A 17,754-nucleotide genomic window follows, 5' to 3' on the forward strand; every position below is an offset into this window, starting at 1 on the left:
TAATACTAATTAGATTTATTCTTCGAGCAAACTCTCTTGAAACAGCTTATAAATCCTTAAATACTCATCGGTCCAGCTACTTGGCTCTACAAAACCATGTCGTTCTAATGGATATATGGCCATTTCCCAGTTTTCTTTTCCCAATTCAATTAAACGTTGCGATAAACGAACCATATCCTGAAAGTGTACATTATCGTCTATCATGCCATGCAGTATCAATAAATCGCCTTGCAAACCTTCGGCAAAATAAATAGGTGAACTTCTTTTGTATGCTAAACTATCAGTTACTGGAGTGTTTAAAATTCTTGCTGTATACCCATGATTGTATGCAGCCCAATCCCCTACAGAACGAATAGCAGCTCCAGCTTTAAAGGTTTCAGCTTCATTAAACATGGCCATAAGTGTTATAAAGCCACCATAAGAACCACCATAAATACCAATTTTATCAGCATCAATGTCATAATTCTTAATTAAATATTCAGCTCCATCTACTTGGTCAGATAGATCCTTTCCTCCCATATGTCTGTAAATTCCAGTTCTCCAATCCCTTCCGTAGCCTGCACTTCCACGATAATCTATATCCAACACAGTATAACCATTGTCAACCAATAAATTGTGGAACATATATTCACGATAATAACTGCTCCACCATTTATGGGCATTTTGCAAATATCCTGCTCCATGCACAAAAATAACAGCTGCTTTGTTTTTAACCTCAGTTTTTGGCTGGTACAATCTAGCATGGACTTGTGCTCCATCGTCTGCTTTAAAGCTAATGACTTCTGGGTCTTTCCATGGATAGTCGTTAAAAACTTTAGATGTAGAATAGGTAATCTGTTTAGGGGTAGTTGCTTTTGATGCAAACAACGGATTTGCCTTTACATATAGTTCTGTTGGCTTGTTTGAATAGGAATACAAGATTGCCATTTGCTTTTCGTCTGGGGACAGAACGACCTCATTGTTACCTATGCGCTCTGTTAATGCTGTAAATGTACCTCCTTGAATTGGCATACTATAAAATTGGCGATCTCCAGGGTGATTTTTATTGGCAGTAAAATACCAACGTTTTTGATCCTTTGAAATCTGTGGTTTATATATTTCAAAAGAACCTGCTGTAAGCGCTTTTTCTTTTTTAGAATTCACATTCAAAGTATATAAATGCGAATAGCCTGTTTTTTCAGATTGATACCAAATGGATTTATTATCTGGCATCCAACCTAAAACGCCTCCTCCGTAACCTCCAATTCCAGGACCAGCAATCCAAGCTTCGTCATGCTGATGATTTAGGTTTTCTATAGTGCCATCTTCAACGTTCAATAAAACAATCCAACGGTCTTTATAATCGTTGGCAATAATATCCAAAACGGCATAATTACCATCTGGACTCCAAGTAGGTCCGGAAATATAACCAATTCGGTTATCGTTTTTATATGGTTTATCAGGATACTCCTTGGTGTATTCTGGAATATAATCCAAACCTTCTAAGTTATCTAAAATTACAGGATAGATATTCTTGTTTGTAATATCATAAACAAACATACTATACTCAGTAAGCTCATCCCCTACTTTAGAACGCGTGTTTTCATTTTCGGTATAACCAGATTCCGTTACGTAATGAGGCATGATGGTTTTTTTGTTTTCTGGCTTTTTTGCAGTTACGTAAGTCACATACTTACCATCTGGACTCATTTTTTGGTTTATTACAGACTTTCCATCAAGCACAATCTTTAAAGGTTTTTTAGTGTCAAAACGGGTCATCAAGCTATCGTGCTTATCAGATTTTTCTTTACGTGTTCTTAAAACCTCAAATAATTCCAACTGATCTTTTTCTAACCAAATGTCTTTCTCACTCTTAGGTTTTTCAGTCTTCTCCTTATTAACAAAGTTTGTGACTTGGGTTGTTGTTCCTGTTTCCAAATCCCAGGTGTAGATATTTTTTTCATTAACATATGCTATTTTTTTATCGTTATCTGTAAAATGTGCCTGACTTTCGTAATCCATTGTTTGTGTTACCTGTAGGGTTTTATTGGAGGAAACATCAACCAAAAAAACATCTCCATGTTTTGTGTAAACTTTCTTTGTTTTGTCAGTGTTGAAAATAAAATCAAAAGACGCTAATGCATACTCTGTTTCAAAATCTACTTTAGAAATTTTATCGTTTTTTAGATGATACAAATAAAGCGAGTCGCTTAATGCTGCTTCCGGATTCCAATCAAAATAGATCTTGTCACTATTATTGGACCAATTAACATGGGATGGTAAATGTCCCACAAATCCATCTCCTTGCATGATTTCTGGAATGGTAAGCTTTGAAAGATTGTTTTTTTGAGCATGGCTAGTGACATACATAAAACATAAAATCACATAAAACAGCAAGTTATTAAACTTCATAATATAGAGGGTCTAGAAAATATTTAGGAAACGAAGTTACTCTTTCTAAAATGAAATTCAAACCAAAAACAGCTATTCAGTAATTTAGTTTCTATAAACATATTGTTAATAAATGAGTTTTTAAATTTTACTTTTTCAAAGGAGTTTTTTCCAAGAACTTGTATTTTTGAAAGTAACCAAACCCATTGACAAGATGCGCATAGAACAAGACATTAAATTAGGTTTTAAAGATGTGATGATAAGACCCAAACGTTCCACTTTAAAAAGTAGGTCTCAAGTAAATCTGGAACGGGATTTCACTTTCTTAAACAGTCAGTTACCTTGGCATGGCATCCCAATCATGGCAGCCAACATGGATACTGTTGGTACGTTTGAAATGGCTAGGGCATTAAGCAAACATAAGTTGTTTACTGCCATACACAAGCATTATTCCATTCCGGAATGGAAAGAGTTTTTAAAAAATGCTCCTGAGCAAATTGAAGATTATATTGCCATAAGCACAGGAACTGGAAAACAGGATTCCGAAAAATTAGCCACTATTTTTAAATTGCATCCTCACTTAAAATTTATATGTATTGATGTGGCCAATGGTTACTCTGAACATTTTGTAAATTTTGTGAAGAAAACCAGGGAACAATATCCAAAAAAAACCATAATTGCGGGAAATGTGGTAACAGGGGAAATGGTAGAAGAACTCTTGTTGTCTGGAGCAGATATTATTAAAGTAGGCATTGGTCCTGGTTCCGTATGTACCACACGAGTAAAAACAGGTGTTGGTTATCCGCAACTTTCCGCCATTATAGAATGTGCTGATGCTGCTCATGGATTGGGAGGCCAAATAATTAGCGATGGAGGTTGTACAACTCCTGGAGATGTGGCGAAAGCCTTTGGTGCTGGAGCCGATTTTGTGATGCTTGGAGGCATGTTGGCAGGACATCAGGAAAGTGGTGGAGAAACTATTGAAAGACATGGCACAAAGTTCAAACAGTTTTATGGAATGAGTTCTGCAACAGCCATGGACAAATACGTTGGTGGCGTAGCAGAATATAGAGCCAGTGAAGGTAAAACCGTTGAAGTACCATACAAAGGCGAGGTAGAAACCACACTTCAGGACATTTTAGGAGGCTTACGAAGCACCTGTACTTATGTTGGTGCCCAACGATTAAAAGAACTGACCAAAAGAACCACTTTTATTCGGGTTGCAGAACAGGAAAACAGGGTTTATACAGAATAAATTTACAAACCTTTCATTAATAACTCAGCTGTGGCAGGATTGGTTGCTAAAGGGACATCATGCACATCACAAAGACGCATGAGCATGAGTACATCTGGTTCATGAGGATGTTTTTCCAAGGGATCTCTAAAAAACAAAACCATGTTGCATTTACCTTCAGCTACCCTTGCAGCAATTTGCGCATCTCCACCCAAAGGGCCTGAAAGTAATCTTAAAACTTCAAAGCCTGCCTTTTTAACCTTTTTTCCAGTTGTTCCAGTTGAAACCAGGGAAATATTTTTTTGAAGCAGAATCTCTTTATGTTCATTTAAAAACTGAACCATCTCAGCTTTTTTTCCATCGTGAGCTATAATTGCTATTTCCATGAATGTAATTGATTTATATGATAAGTTACCAGTCCTTCTATGGGACGTTTAACAATATTTCCAACTTTATATTTGAATTCTTCGGCAATTTCAAAAATTTCTTCTTTAGACAGGAAAGCTATGGAACCAACAAAGTGTACTGGAACTATTTTTATTTCTTCGGAAAATTGCAAAACCATGTTTTTAGAAAACGTACGAAGCCCTTGTTTAATGAGGTTTTTTATATATGTCGAATCCTTATGCGAAAACATGAATTCAGCAAAAGAAGCCAAATAAGCGTTTGGGTTTGGTTGTTTGTATAAATTGAATTTAATGGTATCTGCTTCTACATCATAGGCTTGTGAAAAAGCTGTTTTTAACGAATTTGGCATATGATGAAAATAATAATCACGAAGTAACTGTCTGCCATAATAATTTCCGGCTGCATCGTCCATAATGCTATAACCCAAAGACTCTACCCGTTGGTGCAGGTTTTTACCATCAAAATAACTGCAATTGGAACCTGTTCCCAAAATACACACAACTGCAGCTTCATTTTCATGATTTATGGTTGCCCTAACTGCTGCCAACGTGTCTTCTTGGACTTCTACTTTTGCTTGAGTAAAAATGGATTCCAACACCTGCTTAAGCAAGTGTTTTGGCTTGTCTGTACCACAACCTGCACCATAAAAAAATATATGGGTTACTTCAGATTTATGGAATATTAAGTTAGCATTGGAAAGAATGACATCTTGAAGTTCTTTTTCATTTAAAATGGCAGGATTGAGCCCTTTGGTTTGAATTTTATCCAAAAGCCGATGTCCTTTAGAATCCACAGACATCCAATCTGTTTTTGTAGACCCACTGTCAACAATTAATATCATGAGTTAAAAATATAAAAATTCCACATACTATTAATTAAAACAGCATATGGAATTTAAAAAGTTAATACGTTTATAACGAATGAACAAGTTCTGACAATTCCACTAGTTTTACCGAATAAGCATATTCGTTGTCATACCAGGCTACCAGTTTGAAAAATTTTGAGTTTAATTCAATGGCTGCATCTGCATCAAAGACACAAATTCTTGTTTCACCCACGAAATCCTGAGACACCACTTTTTCTTCGGTATAACCCAGAATCCCTTTCATTTCGTATTCTGAAGCTTTTTTAAAAGCTGCTTTAATTTCATCGAGAGAGGTTTCTTTCTGGGTTCTCACGGTTAAATCGACAACAGACACATCTGCCGTTGGCACTCTAAATGCCATGCCTGTTAATTTTCCATCTAATTTTGGGATGACTTTTCCAACTGCTTTAGCTGCTCCTGTGGATGCAGGTATGATATTGACCAAAGCGCTTCTTCCTGAACGAAAATCTTTTCTGGATGGGCTATCTACTGTAAATTGTGATGCTGTTGTGGCATGAATGGTTGTCATAAGGGCTTCTTCTATACCAAAATTATCATCCATGACTTTAGCCATAGGAGCCAAACAGTTTGTGGTACAAGAGGCGTTGGATACAATGGTGTTTGAAGCCTTGATGTCTTTATGGTTTACACCCATAACAAACATAGGGATGTCTTTACTTGGAGCAGACACCACAACTTTTTTTGCTCCAGCTTCAATGTGATAATGAGCCGTTTCCAAAGTCTTGAAAACACCTGTACAATCTGCAATTACGTCTGCCTGAACCTCGTTCCATTTAAGGTTTCTTGGGTCCTTTTCTGAAGTGACCCTAATGGTTTTTCCATTTACTATTAATTGTCCATCTTTTATATCAATGGTTCCATCAAATCTGCCATGTACAGAGTCGTATTTCAACAAATAGGCCAAATGATCTACTTCCAATAAATCGTTGATACCTACAACTTCAATATTCTGTTTTAATGCTGCTCGAAATACGAGTCTTCCTATTCTTCCGAAACCGTTAATTCCTAATTTTAAATTTGACATTCTTATATGATTATTTATTCTTTGTTATTATAAATTCTTATCATATTGAAATACTAAGTGGTCATGATATCTGATACACGAAGCAATTCCATATTTATTTCCGACTTTCCTTTAACGGCCTTATCCAAGGATGTTAGCTCCATTTTATTGTCCAAGATTCCAACCATATAATTGGTTTTTCCTTCCAATAAGGATTCTACTGCTTTTACTCCCATCCTACTGGCAAGTACACGATCAAAACAAGATGGTGAGCCACCACGTTGCATGTGCCCCAGTACAGAAACACGAACATCGTACTCTGGCATGTTTTCATCAATATAGTCTTTCAGTTCAAACACGTTTTTGCCTATTTTATCGCCTTCTGCAACCACAACAATACTGGAGGATTTTCCAGAAGCTTTACTTCTTTTTAATGATTCCACCAATCGGTCCAGTCCTAAATCTTCCTCAGGGATTAAAATTTCTTCGGCTCCAGCCCCAACACCTGCATTTAAAGCAATATGACCCACATCGCGACCCATAACCTCAACAAAAAACAGACGCTTATGCGAACTGGCAGTGTCCCTGATTTTGTCTATGGCTTCAACCACTGTATTGATGGCTGTATCGTAACCTATAGTGAAGTTTGTTCCGTAAATATCGTTATCTATGGTTCCTGGAATTCCTATTATTGGGAAATTAAATTCGTTATTGAAAATCAATCCTCCAGTAAAGGTACCATCTCCTCCTATTAAAACCAATGCATCTATGCCTTCTTTTATTAAATTTGAATGGGCTTTTTTTCTTCCTTCCTTGGTTTTAAACTCTGCTGAACGAGCCGATTTTAAAACGGTTCCACCTGTATGAATGATATGATTGACACTTCTTGCGGTAAGCAATTTAAAGTCTCCATCCATCATGCCCTCATAACCTCTGTAAATTCCAACACATTCAATGTTGTGATAGGCACATGTTCTTACTACAGAACGAATGGCAGCATTCATACCAGGAGCATCGCCTCCAGATGTCATGACACCAATTTTACTGATTTTTTTACTCATTTATATCATGTTTATTGTAGTAAATTTACTAAAGAATACCCAATAAAAACAGGGTTTTACAATAAATTTAAGAAGAATTAAACTAGAAAATAATTAATTTAAAATACTATGATTTTTATCAATTATTCCGATTTTTCTTTTTTGAATCCCACATAAGAAGGCAGCATACTTTCCTCTTTTTTACTTGTTTCTTTTTTAGGCTTTTCCACTGTTTTTACCTTGCCTCTAAAAATTTTATTAAGTAGCTCTTTAAAGGTGTCAAAATCAACACTGTATGCAATACCAACCCCTTGTGTATATCCTATTTCTTCCCCAAAATTCCGGATACTGTTCTCTCTGTTAAAAACTTTGGCAGTAAGCGTGCCTTCTTCATTCAACAAAAAGTCTATTTGTACGTCTCCTGCAACAACGGTTTCACTAACACCTCCAACAGGGACTCCCACTTTCCCGTTTATGATAACACGTTCTGAAATATTTGTTTGCAAGGTAACACCCAACCTATCGTCTGTTTGGTATTCTGGAGTGTTTTCGCCTGCTTCGTAATTTAAGCCTATATTTACCTTATTGTCACCACTTGTAATCAGACCGTTGATGATGCCATTTAAACGTTCGGTTAGGGTTCCTGTAATGTTTACATCGTTCAGTCTATTGGAAAAAGCTCCTGTTGCCAATAAATAAAGTGCTTGATTGTCCCTGTCTTCTTTGGAACTCAACCTGTATTGAATTTCAGATTTTACAGTGGAACTTAAATTTGGAAAGGTAAATCCGAAATCAATGTCTGGTTTTTCCAATTGCCCTGTAAGAGTGGTTTCAACATACACAGGAATACTTCTATTAATAGGATTGTCCAGTAATGGCGAAGGGTTTGCTTGGGTTCTATATAAGGCTTTAATGTCTATTCTGGCACTTAAAGGGTCTCCATCCCAACCCAGACTACCTTCTTGGACTATAAATTTCTTTTCGATCACACCTCCATATTTAAAATTGTAAATTCCATCGAAAACCACAAAATCCCCAAACATTCTAAACTTACCATTGGTGTTGATCTCAATTAACAAGCCTCCTTCCCCTTTTCCCCTAATGGTGCTTCCAGAGTCTTTATCAATAACAATTTCAATATCTGCATCTTGGGTAATATCCAAATCAAAATCCAACTCCAAACCATTTACTTCTTTTATCACATAATCTTCGCCTTTTAGTTTGGCTTCTTTTTCTTCAGGTGTTAAAAAGTGAATGTAGGAGTTATCGCCAAAAGATTCCATATCGCTTAAAGGAATCACAAAAGTGGTTCCTGGATTTGTTTCTGCAATAACACTTATTACTAGTTGATCTGATGGTCCTTGAATTTTTGCCGAGCCTCCTATAAAAGCCGTTCCGTAGTACAATGCTTCTTCATCGTCTTCGGCATGTGTGTCCAAAACCACTAAATTATCTGTTTCTACTTCTAAGTTCAACTTCCAGTCGGAAAAATTGGTGTGGCTTAACGAACCGTTTAACTCCCCTTTGGTATCAAACTTGGTATCTGTGAGTTTTAATGCATTGAAATTGAAGCTTTGGTTGCTAAGGCTTACATCGGAATTGTTGGCAAAACTATAGTCCACATTTAAATACGGAATTCTTAAACCACCATTGTTTAAGCGCAAGTCGCCATTGATGCTAGGTTGACTCAAATTCCCCGTAACTTTGGCTGTGCCTGAAACATCGCCTCGAATATCACTTAAAATATCCACTAAAAAGGAATTGATAAAACTCAATTGAAATTCATTGAACAAAAGGTTCACATCAATTGTGGATTGATCGCCTTTAAAACCTATGTCTCCAATGGCAGCAAAGGATTGAGAGACATCGTCTTTAATTTTTATGTTTACATTGTAATTGGTTAGGTCTTCGTTACCAACAATAGCCGCATCAAACGATCCCAATGCCAAATTATTTACCACAAAATGGTCAATGGTTATTTTTGAAGTGGGTAAATAGATGCCATTTTGTTGAAGCACATCCAGCTTGCCATTAACATTTCCCAACAGTTCCAAACCTTCAACGGAAGGCGTTATTTTTGACAAATCGACATCTTTAAAGTCCAAATGTAGATTTTTATATGTAGAATCCTTTAAAACACCAGAAAGCATGATTTGTTCCTGATTGTGGTTCATAACCATTTGTTCAATTTTAATATCTGTAAACTTATTGTCGAATATAATTTTATTCAACCTGTTTTTCTCTTCGTTAATGGTCCATGTGTTGCCTTTAAAGGTAACATCAGACTTTTTAAAACCTACTACAGATTTATTGTCCTTATTGATGGTGTGATAAAAGTTTAAATTATAGACATCTTTATTTTTAGGACCACCTTGAAACTCAGACCTTACAAACAAGGTATCATTAAGCGTGATATTTATTAAATTGAATTTTGAAGCATTGTAATATTTGGTATTGATACTGTCTATTTCCACGAAAGCGTTAAAAACCGGGTTTTTGTTGTCCAGTTGCAGTTCTATTTTATCTGCAAAATAATCGAAGAGCTTAATTTCTGGCGACTTAAAGGTTAATTTAAATTCCTTTTCATCGCTTTCAACCCTTCCTCTAACATAAGTATTTTTACCCAGTTTTAATTCTGGCACAAAAACTTCAACTATTTTATTGTAAATTTTAAAGTTGAAGTCTATGTATTGGTTTTGGTTAACTTTATGAGGTTTATAATTGGTATAAATACTTCCAATGGCATTTTCAAACAGTTTACCAATCTCTTCAAAGACAAATTCACCACTAAGTTCCCCTTCAATAATATCTGGGGAATTAACACTGATATACCTAACCTGATCTTCAAACTTTGAAGTTATTTCAAAATCGTTAAAGAAATAATCGTCGTTTTGATTTTTGTAGGATGTCTTGTTAAATTGTATACTACCAACAGCATCGTCTATGGTAGTGCCTTCCATTTTCATATCTACCATGCCTTTAAAAATTGAAATATTGTCTTTACTAACAAAGTTTAAAGCGTTTAGGTTGGCATAGGATACATTTGCAACAAAGTCGAAGGTATTTATTTCCTCGGAAAAATTTGCCAGTCCATCAAATTCCAATTGCAAATTCTTATCGTTTGATACAAGTTTCCCATTAAATATCTTGTTTTTTAAATTCCCGGAAACATCAATGTTTTCGTAAGTGTAGTTATTGTAGACTACAGAGAAGATATCTCCATTTAAATGCGTATTTACGTTTTCCTTGGTAAAACCAGAACCATCAACATCCAAATTTAAAGAGGTGATGCCAAAAGTTTGGTCATTAATAAACTTTCCAATGTTAAAGTCCTTAAAAACCACATTACCTGAATAGGAAGCATTATCAATATCGTTAATCTTCTGCATGTCCAAATTGGCATCAATCAAACCTATTTGTGTATTGATAACCACATTTGCCATTATGGTAGAAGTTGTTATTTCCGTAACGCCAACCACGTTGAAATTTCCTAATTTATCGAAAGCCGTTGGTATGGACTCCCCTAAAACATTTGGCAACAAAGCCCTTAAATCCCTATAGTTTGAAGTTAATTGGCTAAAATCCCCTTTCATATAGAAATTATTTTCTTCTTTGTTGAACAGGTTTTTAAAATTAATATCTCCTACAATTTTACTTCTGGTACTTGTAAACAGTTCCAAATTGCTTACTTGCAAATTGTTAAGGGTTCCCGAAAGTTTGGCACTTAGCTTAGCCCTTTGATTGACACCAAACTCATTATAAAAGGTATTTAACTCGTTTAAAGCCACATCGCTTTTGGTAAAGGTGGCATCTACCTGAACTTTATCAGTAAAATATTTAAGTTCTTCTCTATCGTAAAAAAACTTTACTTCGCCTTCCAGTGAAGAATTGGCTGTTTTTATGCTCAAATCCTCAAGCAAAATATTACTGGGCGTATAGGTAAAATTGCTTATCAGGTTTTTCACTTCCAATCCTCTACTATCATGAAAAGCCAAGGTATTTATTCTAGTACTTACATCGCTTCCATGAATCAACAAGTTAGTAGTATTGGCTTGTATGTTGGTAAACTCAAGTATTTTAGGTGTTTCGTTGTTTTCATTTATCAATCTAAAAATACCATCGTAAATAGTTACATCACTGGAAGAAAGTAAAAAGCCACTTGATTCGGGAGAAGGATTGTCTTCATCAAATTTGGCAACAAAAATATCCAGGTTGGTATCAATTTCGCCTTCATAGGTCTTTAAGTTAAATACCAAACCATCCAAGTCTATATCTCCAAAGACCAATTTGGAGTTTAAAATATTTTTGAAACTTAAAATGGAAGTGTTTAATTCTTTCGCAGCGAATAAGGTGTCTTTTTTATAATCCCTTATTAAAATTTCCTTTAATTCAACATCGCCATTAAACTGAAGCCCAATTTTACCAATGTTTATGTTGGTACCAAAGTCATCGTTCAATCTTTTGGTAACTTTTTTTCCCAAGTGTGTTTGAATGGAAGGAATAGACAACAACAGCACCAAAATGATGAAAAGCAGCAAAATAATTGCCACCAATTTAGATACTATTTTTAAAAATTTTTTGATACGTTTTAAAGTTATAACTTTGAAACCAAAATTAACAATTATTGTGCCTAAAATTCACTAATGACCTCAGAAAATATTTATATTCTTGGAATTGAGTCTTCATGCGATGATACTGCTGCCGCTGTAATACATAACGGAAAGATATTAAGCAATGTAATTGCCAACCAAAAGATACATGAAGCTTATGGAGGTGTGGTTCCGGAATTGGCATCAAGGGCACACCAACAAAACATTGTCCCTGTTGTAGATCAAGCTCTTAAAAAAGCTAATATTGCCAAAGAACAACTTCATGCCATAGCGTTTACTCGTGGACCTGGTTTAATGGGTTCGTTACTGGTTGGTACTTCTTTTGCCAAATCGCTAGCCATGGGTTTAAACATCCCTTTAATAGATGTTAACCACATGCAAGCCCATATTTTAGCTCATTTTATAGATGAAGAAGGTTTTAACAAGCCTCCATTCCCCTTTTTGGCCATGACCATTTCTGGAGGGCACACACAAATTGTAAAAGTTTCCAATTATTTCGATATGGAAGTTATTGGAGAAACCATAGATGATGCCGTTGGCGAAGCTTATGACAAAAGTGGTAAAATTCTTGGTTTGGGTTATCCTGCTGGTCCTCAAATTGACAAACGTGCACAATTGGGAAACCCAAAAGCTTTTAAGTTTACCAAACCCAAAGTAGCAGGTTTGAATTTTAGTTTTTCGGGCTTAAAGACAGCCATTTTATATTTTATTCAAAAAGAAACGGCAAACAACCCAAATTTTGTAGAGGAAAACATCAACGATATCTGTGCGTCCATTCAGTATACCATTATTGGCATTTTAATGGATAAACTAAAACTGGCTTCCAAACAAACAGGTATTAAACACATTGCCATTGGTGGAGGTGTTTCGGCAAACTCGGGAATTAGACAAGCTTTAAAAACAGGCGAATCCAAATTTGGCTGGACCACTTATGTTCCTAAATTTGAATTCACAACAGATAATGCAGCCATGATTGCCATTGTTGGTTACTTGAAATTTCTGGAAAACGATTTTACTGAACAAGATGTTACTGCTTCAGCAAGATTAAAAATTTAAACACCTTGAAAACCATTGAAAACTCTGTTGATAACCTTACAAAATCGTGTTGTTTTAAGCCATTATTTTTGTTTTTTTGTGGTTATAAACGCTAAAAAAATACTTGCAAAATGAAAAAACTATTACTTGTATTCGCTCTATTTACATCAATAATACATGCACAAGAAGACAACACCACAGAATTGGACTTAATAACAGACACCAGTTCTGCCGAGGCCTTCATAAAAGCCAATAAATCCAAAGGGAACAAACTCATTACCTTCAATGAAGAAAAGCATAAATCGGTTTTGGCTACAGACCTTTTTAAATTACCATTTGGAGGCAAAACAACCACAGAAAACAATTTTGAAAAAACCACCTACAAAGTGGTAGAAAAAAATACAGTCACTCACTATCGTTTAAGTTACATCCTTTTGGATAGCCAGCAAATGGAAGCCAGCAAAACCAAAGCGTATAGAGAACGGATTATCGCAAGCTATCACAATGGTTCCCCTTTTGATTTTTTGGCAAAAAAATACTCTGTAGCAGACAATGCCACTCGTGGAGGTGACACTGGATGGTTTACAAAAGACAACGTTTCTTTGTTTTTTGATGTGGATGTAATAGAAAACAATCATACAGAACATGAAATATACACCTTGGACAACGAAGAAAAAGGCTTGTATTATATTGTTCTAAACACACACCAACCTAAAGAAATAAAAGAAATAAAAGTTCTAAAAATAGTAGAACAAAAAAACTAATGCAGTTATTTTATAATCCAGACATATCTGAAAACACGTCTCAAATAATCTTTACTAAAGAAGAGAGCAGGCACATTGTTAAAGTTTTACGAAAAACTAAAGGTGACTTATTGCATATTACCAATGGTTTTGGTTGGCTTTTTACTGCTGAAATTTCAGTGGCAGATATTAAAAACTGTGTTGCCATTGTCACTGATTCGCAAAAGCAACCACAGAGAGAGTATCAAGTCCATTTAGCTGTGGCTCCAACCAAAATGAATGACAGATATGAGTGGTTTCTGGAGAAAGCAACCGAAATTGGTATTGACATCATTACACCTATTATCTGTGATAATAGTGAACGAAGGGTTATTAAAACAGAACGTTTTGAGAAAATACTGCAAGCTGCCATGAAGCAGTCTTTATCTTGTTACAAGCCTACACTTCAAGAAGCCATCGTGTTTAAGGATTTTATGGAACAACCTGTTTTGGGTCAAAAATTTATAGCACATTGCGAAGAAACAAATAAAAAATCTTTAAAGAAAGAGATAAAACCCAACCAAGATATCACCATATTAATTGGACCAGAAGGCGATTTTAGTGTTAAAGAAATAGAACAAGCCATTCAATCTCAATTTATTCCTGTAACTTTGGGAAACACAAGGCTTAGAACCGAAACAGCTGCCATTGTTGCCTGTCATTCGGTTGCTTTTGTAAATGAATTATAAACTTTTTCATGAAACACATGACTAAATCACGTTTTTTTACTTTGGTATGTTGTTTATTTTCTGTTTTAATCTTTTCACAGGAAATAGCCGTTTTAAAATATAAAGGTGGTGGCGATTGGTATGGCAACCCTACAGCTTTGCCAAATTTAATCAGCTTTTGCAATTCCAACATCAACACCAAAATCAACCCAAAGCCAGAAACCGTAGAAGTTGGAAGCTCAGATATTTTTCAATATCCATTGGTGCACATGACAGGTCATGGCCATGTGTTTTTTAGCGAGGAAGATGCCGACAACTTAAGAGACTATTTATTATCTGGTGGTTTTTTGCATATTGATGACAATTATGGTATGCAACCCTATATTACAGAAGAATTAAAAAAAGTGTTTCCAGATAAAGAACTTACGGAACTACCTGCAAACCATCCAATTTTCAATGTGGCTTACCCATTCCCTAAAGGATTGCCAAAAATTCATGAACACGATGGCAAAAGACCTCAAGCTTTTGGAATTTTTAACGAAAACCGATTGGTTTTACTTTTTACATTTGAAAGCGATTTAGGTGATGGCTGGGAAGACGAGGTAGTCCATAACGATCCAGCTGAAGTTAGGGAAAAAGCATTGAGAATGGGAGCAAACATCATAAAATATGCTTTTGAAAATTAATTAAACCCTTAATGACAAACCGATAACCAACCAGTGAATACCATTAAGCTCAAAATTTAAATAAAGCCTGTCAAAAGCTGTTAAATTTATCAAGCTCAGTTTAATTGAAACATAACATTTTATTTCTAAATACACTACAGTTGTTTTTTAAAGATATGTGTGTATTTATAGCTTTAAAAAAATGCAACTAACTCATTACAACACTCATTTTACCAAACAAACCTTTCCCATTACTTTGGTTTGCGACAACATTACCAACGCTCCCAACATTGGGAGCCTGTTTAGGACAGCAGATGCGTTTGGAGTAAAAAAAATTATTTTTTGTGGCTCTCCTATTCCTAAAGGGCGAAAAATGACCAAGACTTCCAGAGCCACAGAAAACATTGTGCCTTTTGAAGAAAAGGAAACCATTTTAGAAACGCTTGATCAATTAAAATCTGAAAATTATTTTCTAATATCCTTGGAAATCACCAATAACAGCCAAGAAATCAATACGTTTAGGTTTCCACACAATCAAAAGATTGCTTTGATAATTGGAGATGAAAATTTTGGAATATCTGAAACTGTTTTAAACCTTTCGGATGCTATCATCCATATAAACATGTTCGGGCAAAATAGCAGTATGAATGTGGTTCAGGCAACAAGCATTGCCCTTTATGAAGTAACCAAACAGTTCAGCAAAAAATAAACCCTTGGACATTTAAAAGCAAAATGTATCTTTACTAAATGAATTCAAACGACATTTCAAAAGGAATTTTAAAGGCTTTGGCAACAGTATTGGGAATTAGCATCCTACTGTTTTTTCTATATAAAATCCAGTCTGTTATTGTTTATATTGCCATTTCTGCAGTGGTTTCCCTTACCGGAAGACCCATTGTTGGTTTTTTAAGATATCGTTTAAAATTAAATAACTTATTGGCAGTTGCCATAACCATGATTCTTTTATTAGGTGTTATTATGGGTCTCATTGGCTTATTTATACCTTTAATAGTAGAACAAGGTCAGAATTTATCATTGCTAAACATTGAGCAACTGCAAAGCAACATCAAACATATTTACACAGAATTTATTTCTCACTTTAACCTTGGCAAAATTCAAGCAAACGAAGATCCTTTGGCCAATTCCAGTTTGCTCTCTAAAATAAATTTTGCTTTGATTCCTGAATTTTTAAATTCTGTGGTTAGCGGTTTTGGAAGCTTTAGTATGGGGTTGTTTTCTGTGCTTTTTATTTCATTTTTCTTTTTAAAAGACAGCAAATTGTTTGAGAACAGCTTAATGACCCTAATTCCTGATAATAAAGAAGCTCGTTTAAAAAAATCTATGGATAAAATTAAAAATCTATTATCTAGATATTTTGTTGGCCTTGTTTTTCAAATTTCCATATTATTTGTTATTTACACTATTGGATTGTTGATTATTGGAGTAAAAAACGCAGTGGTTATTGCTTTTTTATGTGCCTTAATAAACTTAATCCCATATTTGGGACCAGTAATTGGAGGATGTATCATGATTTTATTGACCATGACCAGTAATTTGGGGAGTGGGTTTAGTGAAGTAATCATACCTACAACTCTCAAGGTCCTTTTAGTAATCATTATTGGTCAATTAATAGATAATTTTATAAGTCAGCCGCTTATTTTTTCAAAAAGTGTGAAATCGCATCCACTAGAAATTTTTCTGGTTATCATTATAGCTGGTTTGTTGTTTGGTATTGTTGGGATGATTATTGCCATTCCAACCTACACAGCCATAAAAGTTATTTTAAAAGAATTTTTATCAGACAACAAAGTGGTTCAAAGCCTAACAAAAGACCTATAACATCACTTTGAATAAGTCGATTTTACATATTGAAAATCAAGATTTTATAAACAATAATCTAAATGCAGACACCAGTACTTTATTGTTTAAAAAACACGCTGGACTGTCCTTGGACATAAAAGTGTTGATAGAGCAAATTGAAGCAAAAAAAAGATGTCAAAAAAAACTGCCTACCTGGTTTGAAACTTCAAATATCTATTATCCAAACAAATTAAATATTGAGCAAACATCTTCTGAAATCACTGCAAAATATAAGGCAAACCTTATCTCTGGAAATTCCATAATAGATTTAACTGGTGGTTTTGGAGTAGACAGTTTTTACTTTTCCAAGCATTTTAAATCAGTCATTCATTGTGAAATCAACAAAGAACTTTCTCAAATGGTTTCGCATAATTACAAACAACTTGGGGCAGAACATATTCAAACCATAGCTAAAGATGGATTAGCGTTTTTAAAGGAATCAACCTTGAATTTCGATTGGATATACATAGACCCATCCAGAAGACATGACAGTAAAGGCAAAGTGTTCTTTTTAAAGGATTGTTTGCCAAATGCACCAGAACACCTTCATGTTTTGTTTGAACATTCCAACAACCTAATGATTAAAACTTCTCCTCTTTTAGATCTATCCGTAGGTTTAAAGGAATTGAAACACGTTAAAACCATCCATGTGGTAGCTGTAAACAATGAGGTAAAAGAACTGCTATGGATGTTGGAAAAAGAAATGCATACAGAAGACGTACAAATAGAAACCATCAATATAAAAAACAAGGATAATCAATATTTTGGCTTTAGATTTCAAGATGAAACCCAGGCTCAATCCAAATGGAGCCTACCTCTTAATTTTTTATACGAACCCAATGCTGCTATTTTAAAATCAGGTGGATTTCATAGTGTTTCCAAGCAGTTTCAATTAAAAAAATTACACCAACATTCACATTTATACACTTCAAGCGATTTAATGGAATTTCCTGGCCGAAGATTTAAAATTGAAGATATTTTGCCTTTCAACAAAAAAGCCTTTAAAAAAGCAGCTATTGCCAAAGCCAATATTACTACAAGAAATTTTCCGGAATCGGTTGATAGCATTAGAAAAAAACTGAACCTTAAAGATGGAGGCAACACTTACATTTTTGCCACTACCAATTTAGAAAACGAAAAAATTTTAATAGTTTGTTCTAAATTATCAAGAAAATGAAAGCTTCTGTATCTTT

At 34.9% G+C, this 17,754-nt stretch carries 14 protein-coding genes; 8 read left to right on the forward strand and 6 right to left on the reverse strand.

The genetic code is table 11. From position 1 onward, the window contains the following. Nucleotides 1-15: 15 nt before the first annotated feature. Entirely contained in the window at nucleotides 16-2,391 is a 2,376-nt protein-coding gene (locus D778_RS07615) for a S9 family peptidase (RefSeq protein WP_007649344.1), read from the reverse strand. Nucleotides 2,392-2,584: 193 nt separating this feature from the next. On the opposite strand from D778_RS07615, the gene D778_RS07620 reads away from it, so the two are divergent. Further along, nucleotides 2,585-3,625: a GMP reductase gene (locus D778_RS07620; RefSeq protein WP_007649346.1), complete on the forward strand. Its 1,041-nt coding sequence runs from the start codon at nucleotides 2,585-2,587 to the stop codon at nucleotides 3,623-3,625. A gap of 2 nt (nucleotides 3,626-3,627) precedes the next feature. Here the strand turns inward: D778_RS07620 and D778_RS07625 are convergent, their stop codons facing one another. The 5 genes from D778_RS07625 to D778_RS07645 form a co-directional block, all read right to left on the reverse strand. After that, nucleotides 3,628-3,990 carry a methylglyoxal synthase gene (locus tag D778_RS07625; protein WP_007649347.1) on the reverse strand — a complete coding sequence of 121 codons (363 nt, stop codon included), beginning with the start codon at nucleotides 3,988-3,990 and terminating at the stop codon, nucleotides 3,628-3,630. After that, complete coding sequence (locus tag D778_RS07630) at nucleotides 3,981-4,853, reverse strand: BadF/BadG/BcrA/BcrD ATPase family protein (RefSeq protein WP_040491823.1); 873 nt, start codon at nucleotides 4,851-4,853, stop codon at nucleotides 3,981-3,983. Before D778_RS07630 ends, D778_RS07625 begins: the two co-directional genes overlap by 10 nt. A 70-nt stretch (nucleotides 4,854-4,923) precedes the next feature. Continuing rightward, nucleotides 4,924-5,922 (reverse strand): type I glyceraldehyde-3-phosphate dehydrogenase, encoded by a 999-nt coding sequence (gap, locus tag D778_RS07635; protein ID WP_007649350.1) that lies wholly within the window; start codon nucleotides 5,920-5,922, stop codon nucleotides 4,924-4,926. 53 nt (nucleotides 5,923-5,975) lie between these two features. After that, complete coding sequence (gene pfkA, locus D778_RS07640) at nucleotides 5,976-6,962, reverse strand: 6-phosphofructokinase (protein ID WP_007649352.1); 987 nt, start codon at nucleotides 6,960-6,962, stop codon at nucleotides 5,976-5,978. Between the two features lie 122 nt (nucleotides 6,963-7,084). Then, the gene (locus D778_RS07645) at nucleotides 7,085-11,491 is read right to left on the reverse strand and encodes a translocation/assembly module TamB domain-containing protein (protein ID WP_238307618.1); all 4,407 of its coding nucleotides are present in this window, start codon (nucleotides 11,489-11,491) and stop codon (nucleotides 7,085-7,087) included. Between the two features lie 93 nt (nucleotides 11,492-11,584). Here D778_RS07645 and tsaD point away from each other — a divergent pair, with 93 nt between their 5' ends. From tsaD to D778_RS07680, 7 genes are all read left to right on the forward strand, one after another. After that, nucleotides 11,585-12,607 carry a tRNA (adenosine(37)-N6)-threonylcarbamoyltransferase complex transferase subunit TsaD gene (gene tsaD, locus D778_RS07650; RefSeq protein ID WP_007649359.1) on the forward strand — a complete coding sequence of 341 codons (1,023 nt, stop codon included), beginning with the start codon at nucleotides 11,585-11,587 and terminating at the stop codon, nucleotides 12,605-12,607. A gap of 110 nt (nucleotides 12,608-12,717) precedes the next feature. Then, complete coding sequence (locus D778_RS07655) at nucleotides 12,718-13,350, forward strand: peptidylprolyl isomerase (protein ID WP_007649361.1); 633 nt, start codon at nucleotides 12,718-12,720, stop codon at nucleotides 13,348-13,350. After that, a complete protein-coding gene (locus D778_RS07660; RefSeq protein WP_007649363.1) occupies nucleotides 13,350-14,057 on the forward strand; it encodes a 16S rRNA (uracil(1498)-N(3))-methyltransferase in 708 nt (235 codons plus the stop codon). The genes D778_RS07655 and D778_RS07660 overlap by 1 nt, the downstream gene beginning before the upstream one ends. Before the next feature lie 17 nt (nucleotides 14,058-14,074). Next, nucleotides 14,075-14,722: a DUF4159 domain-containing protein gene (locus D778_RS07665; RefSeq protein ID WP_040491851.1), complete on the forward strand. Its 648-nt coding sequence runs from the start codon at nucleotides 14,075-14,077 to the stop codon at nucleotides 14,720-14,722. Between the two features lie 181 nt (nucleotides 14,723-14,903). Beyond that, nucleotides 14,904-15,410: a TrmH family RNA methyltransferase gene (locus D778_RS07670; RefSeq protein ID WP_007649367.1), complete on the forward strand. Its 507-nt coding sequence runs from the start codon at nucleotides 14,904-14,906 to the stop codon at nucleotides 15,408-15,410. 38 nt (nucleotides 15,411-15,448) lie between these two features. After that, the gene (locus D778_RS07675) at nucleotides 15,449-16,540 is read left to right on the forward strand and encodes an AI-2E family transporter (RefSeq protein ID WP_007649369.1); all 1,092 of its coding nucleotides are present in this window, start codon (nucleotides 15,449-15,451) and stop codon (nucleotides 16,538-16,540) included. Between the two features lie 7 nt (nucleotides 16,541-16,547). After that, nucleotides 16,548-17,738 carry a THUMP-like domain-containing protein gene (locus tag D778_RS07680; protein WP_007649370.1) on the forward strand — a complete coding sequence of 397 codons (1,191 nt, stop codon included), beginning with the start codon at nucleotides 16,548-16,550 and terminating at the stop codon, nucleotides 17,736-17,738. Nucleotides 17,739-17,754 lie beyond the last annotated feature (16 nt).

The sequence above is a fragment of the Xanthomarina gelatinilytica genome (assembly GCF_000348685.1).
Lineage (GTDB): Bacteria > Bacteroidota > Bacteroidia > Flavobacteriales > Flavobacteriaceae > Xanthomarina > Xanthomarina gelatinilytica.

Bases quoted from the DNA above. Each gene is read 5' to 3' on its own strand.
- gap (WP_007649350.1), bottom strand. From the start codon at position 5,922: ATGTCAAATTTAAAATTAGGAATTAACGGTTTCGGAAGAATAGGAAGA.
- D778_RS07625 (WP_007649347.1), bottom strand. From the start codon at position 3,990: ATGGAAATAGCAATTATAGCTCACGATGGAAAAAAAGCTGAGATGGTT.
- D778_RS07620 (WP_007649346.1), top strand. From the start codon at position 2,585: ATGCGCATAGAACAAGACATTAAATTAGGTTTTAAAGATGTGATGATA.
- D778_RS07615 (WP_007649344.1), bottom strand. From the start codon at position 2,391: ATGAAGTTTAATAACTTGCTGTTTTATGTGATTTTATGTTTTATGTAT.
- D778_RS07670 (WP_007649367.1), top strand. From the start codon at position 14,904: ATGCAACTAACTCATTACAACACTCATTTTACCAAACAAACCTTTCCC.
- tsaD (WP_007649359.1), top strand. From the start codon at position 11,585: ATGACCTCAGAAAATATTTATATTCTTGGAATTGAGTCTTCATGCGAT.
- D778_RS07630 (WP_040491823.1), bottom strand. From the start codon at position 4,853: ATGATATTAATTGTTGACAGTGGGTCTACAAAAACAGATTGGATGTCT.
- D778_RS07675 (WP_007649369.1), top strand. From the start codon at position 15,449: ATGAATTCAAACGACATTTCAAAAGGAATTTTAAAGGCTTTGGCAACA.
- pfkA (WP_007649352.1), bottom strand. From the start codon at position 6,962: ATGAGTAAAAAAATCAGTAAAATTGGTGTCATGACATCTGGAGGCGAT.
- D778_RS07665 (WP_040491851.1), top strand. From the start codon at position 14,075: ATGACTAAATCACGTTTTTTTACTTTGGTATGTTGTTTATTTTCTGTT.
- D778_RS07660 (WP_007649363.1), top strand. From the start codon at position 13,350: ATGCAGTTATTTTATAATCCAGACATATCTGAAAACACGTCTCAAATA.
- D778_RS07655 (WP_007649361.1), top strand. From the start codon at position 12,718: ATGAAAAAACTATTACTTGTATTCGCTCTATTTACATCAATAATACAT.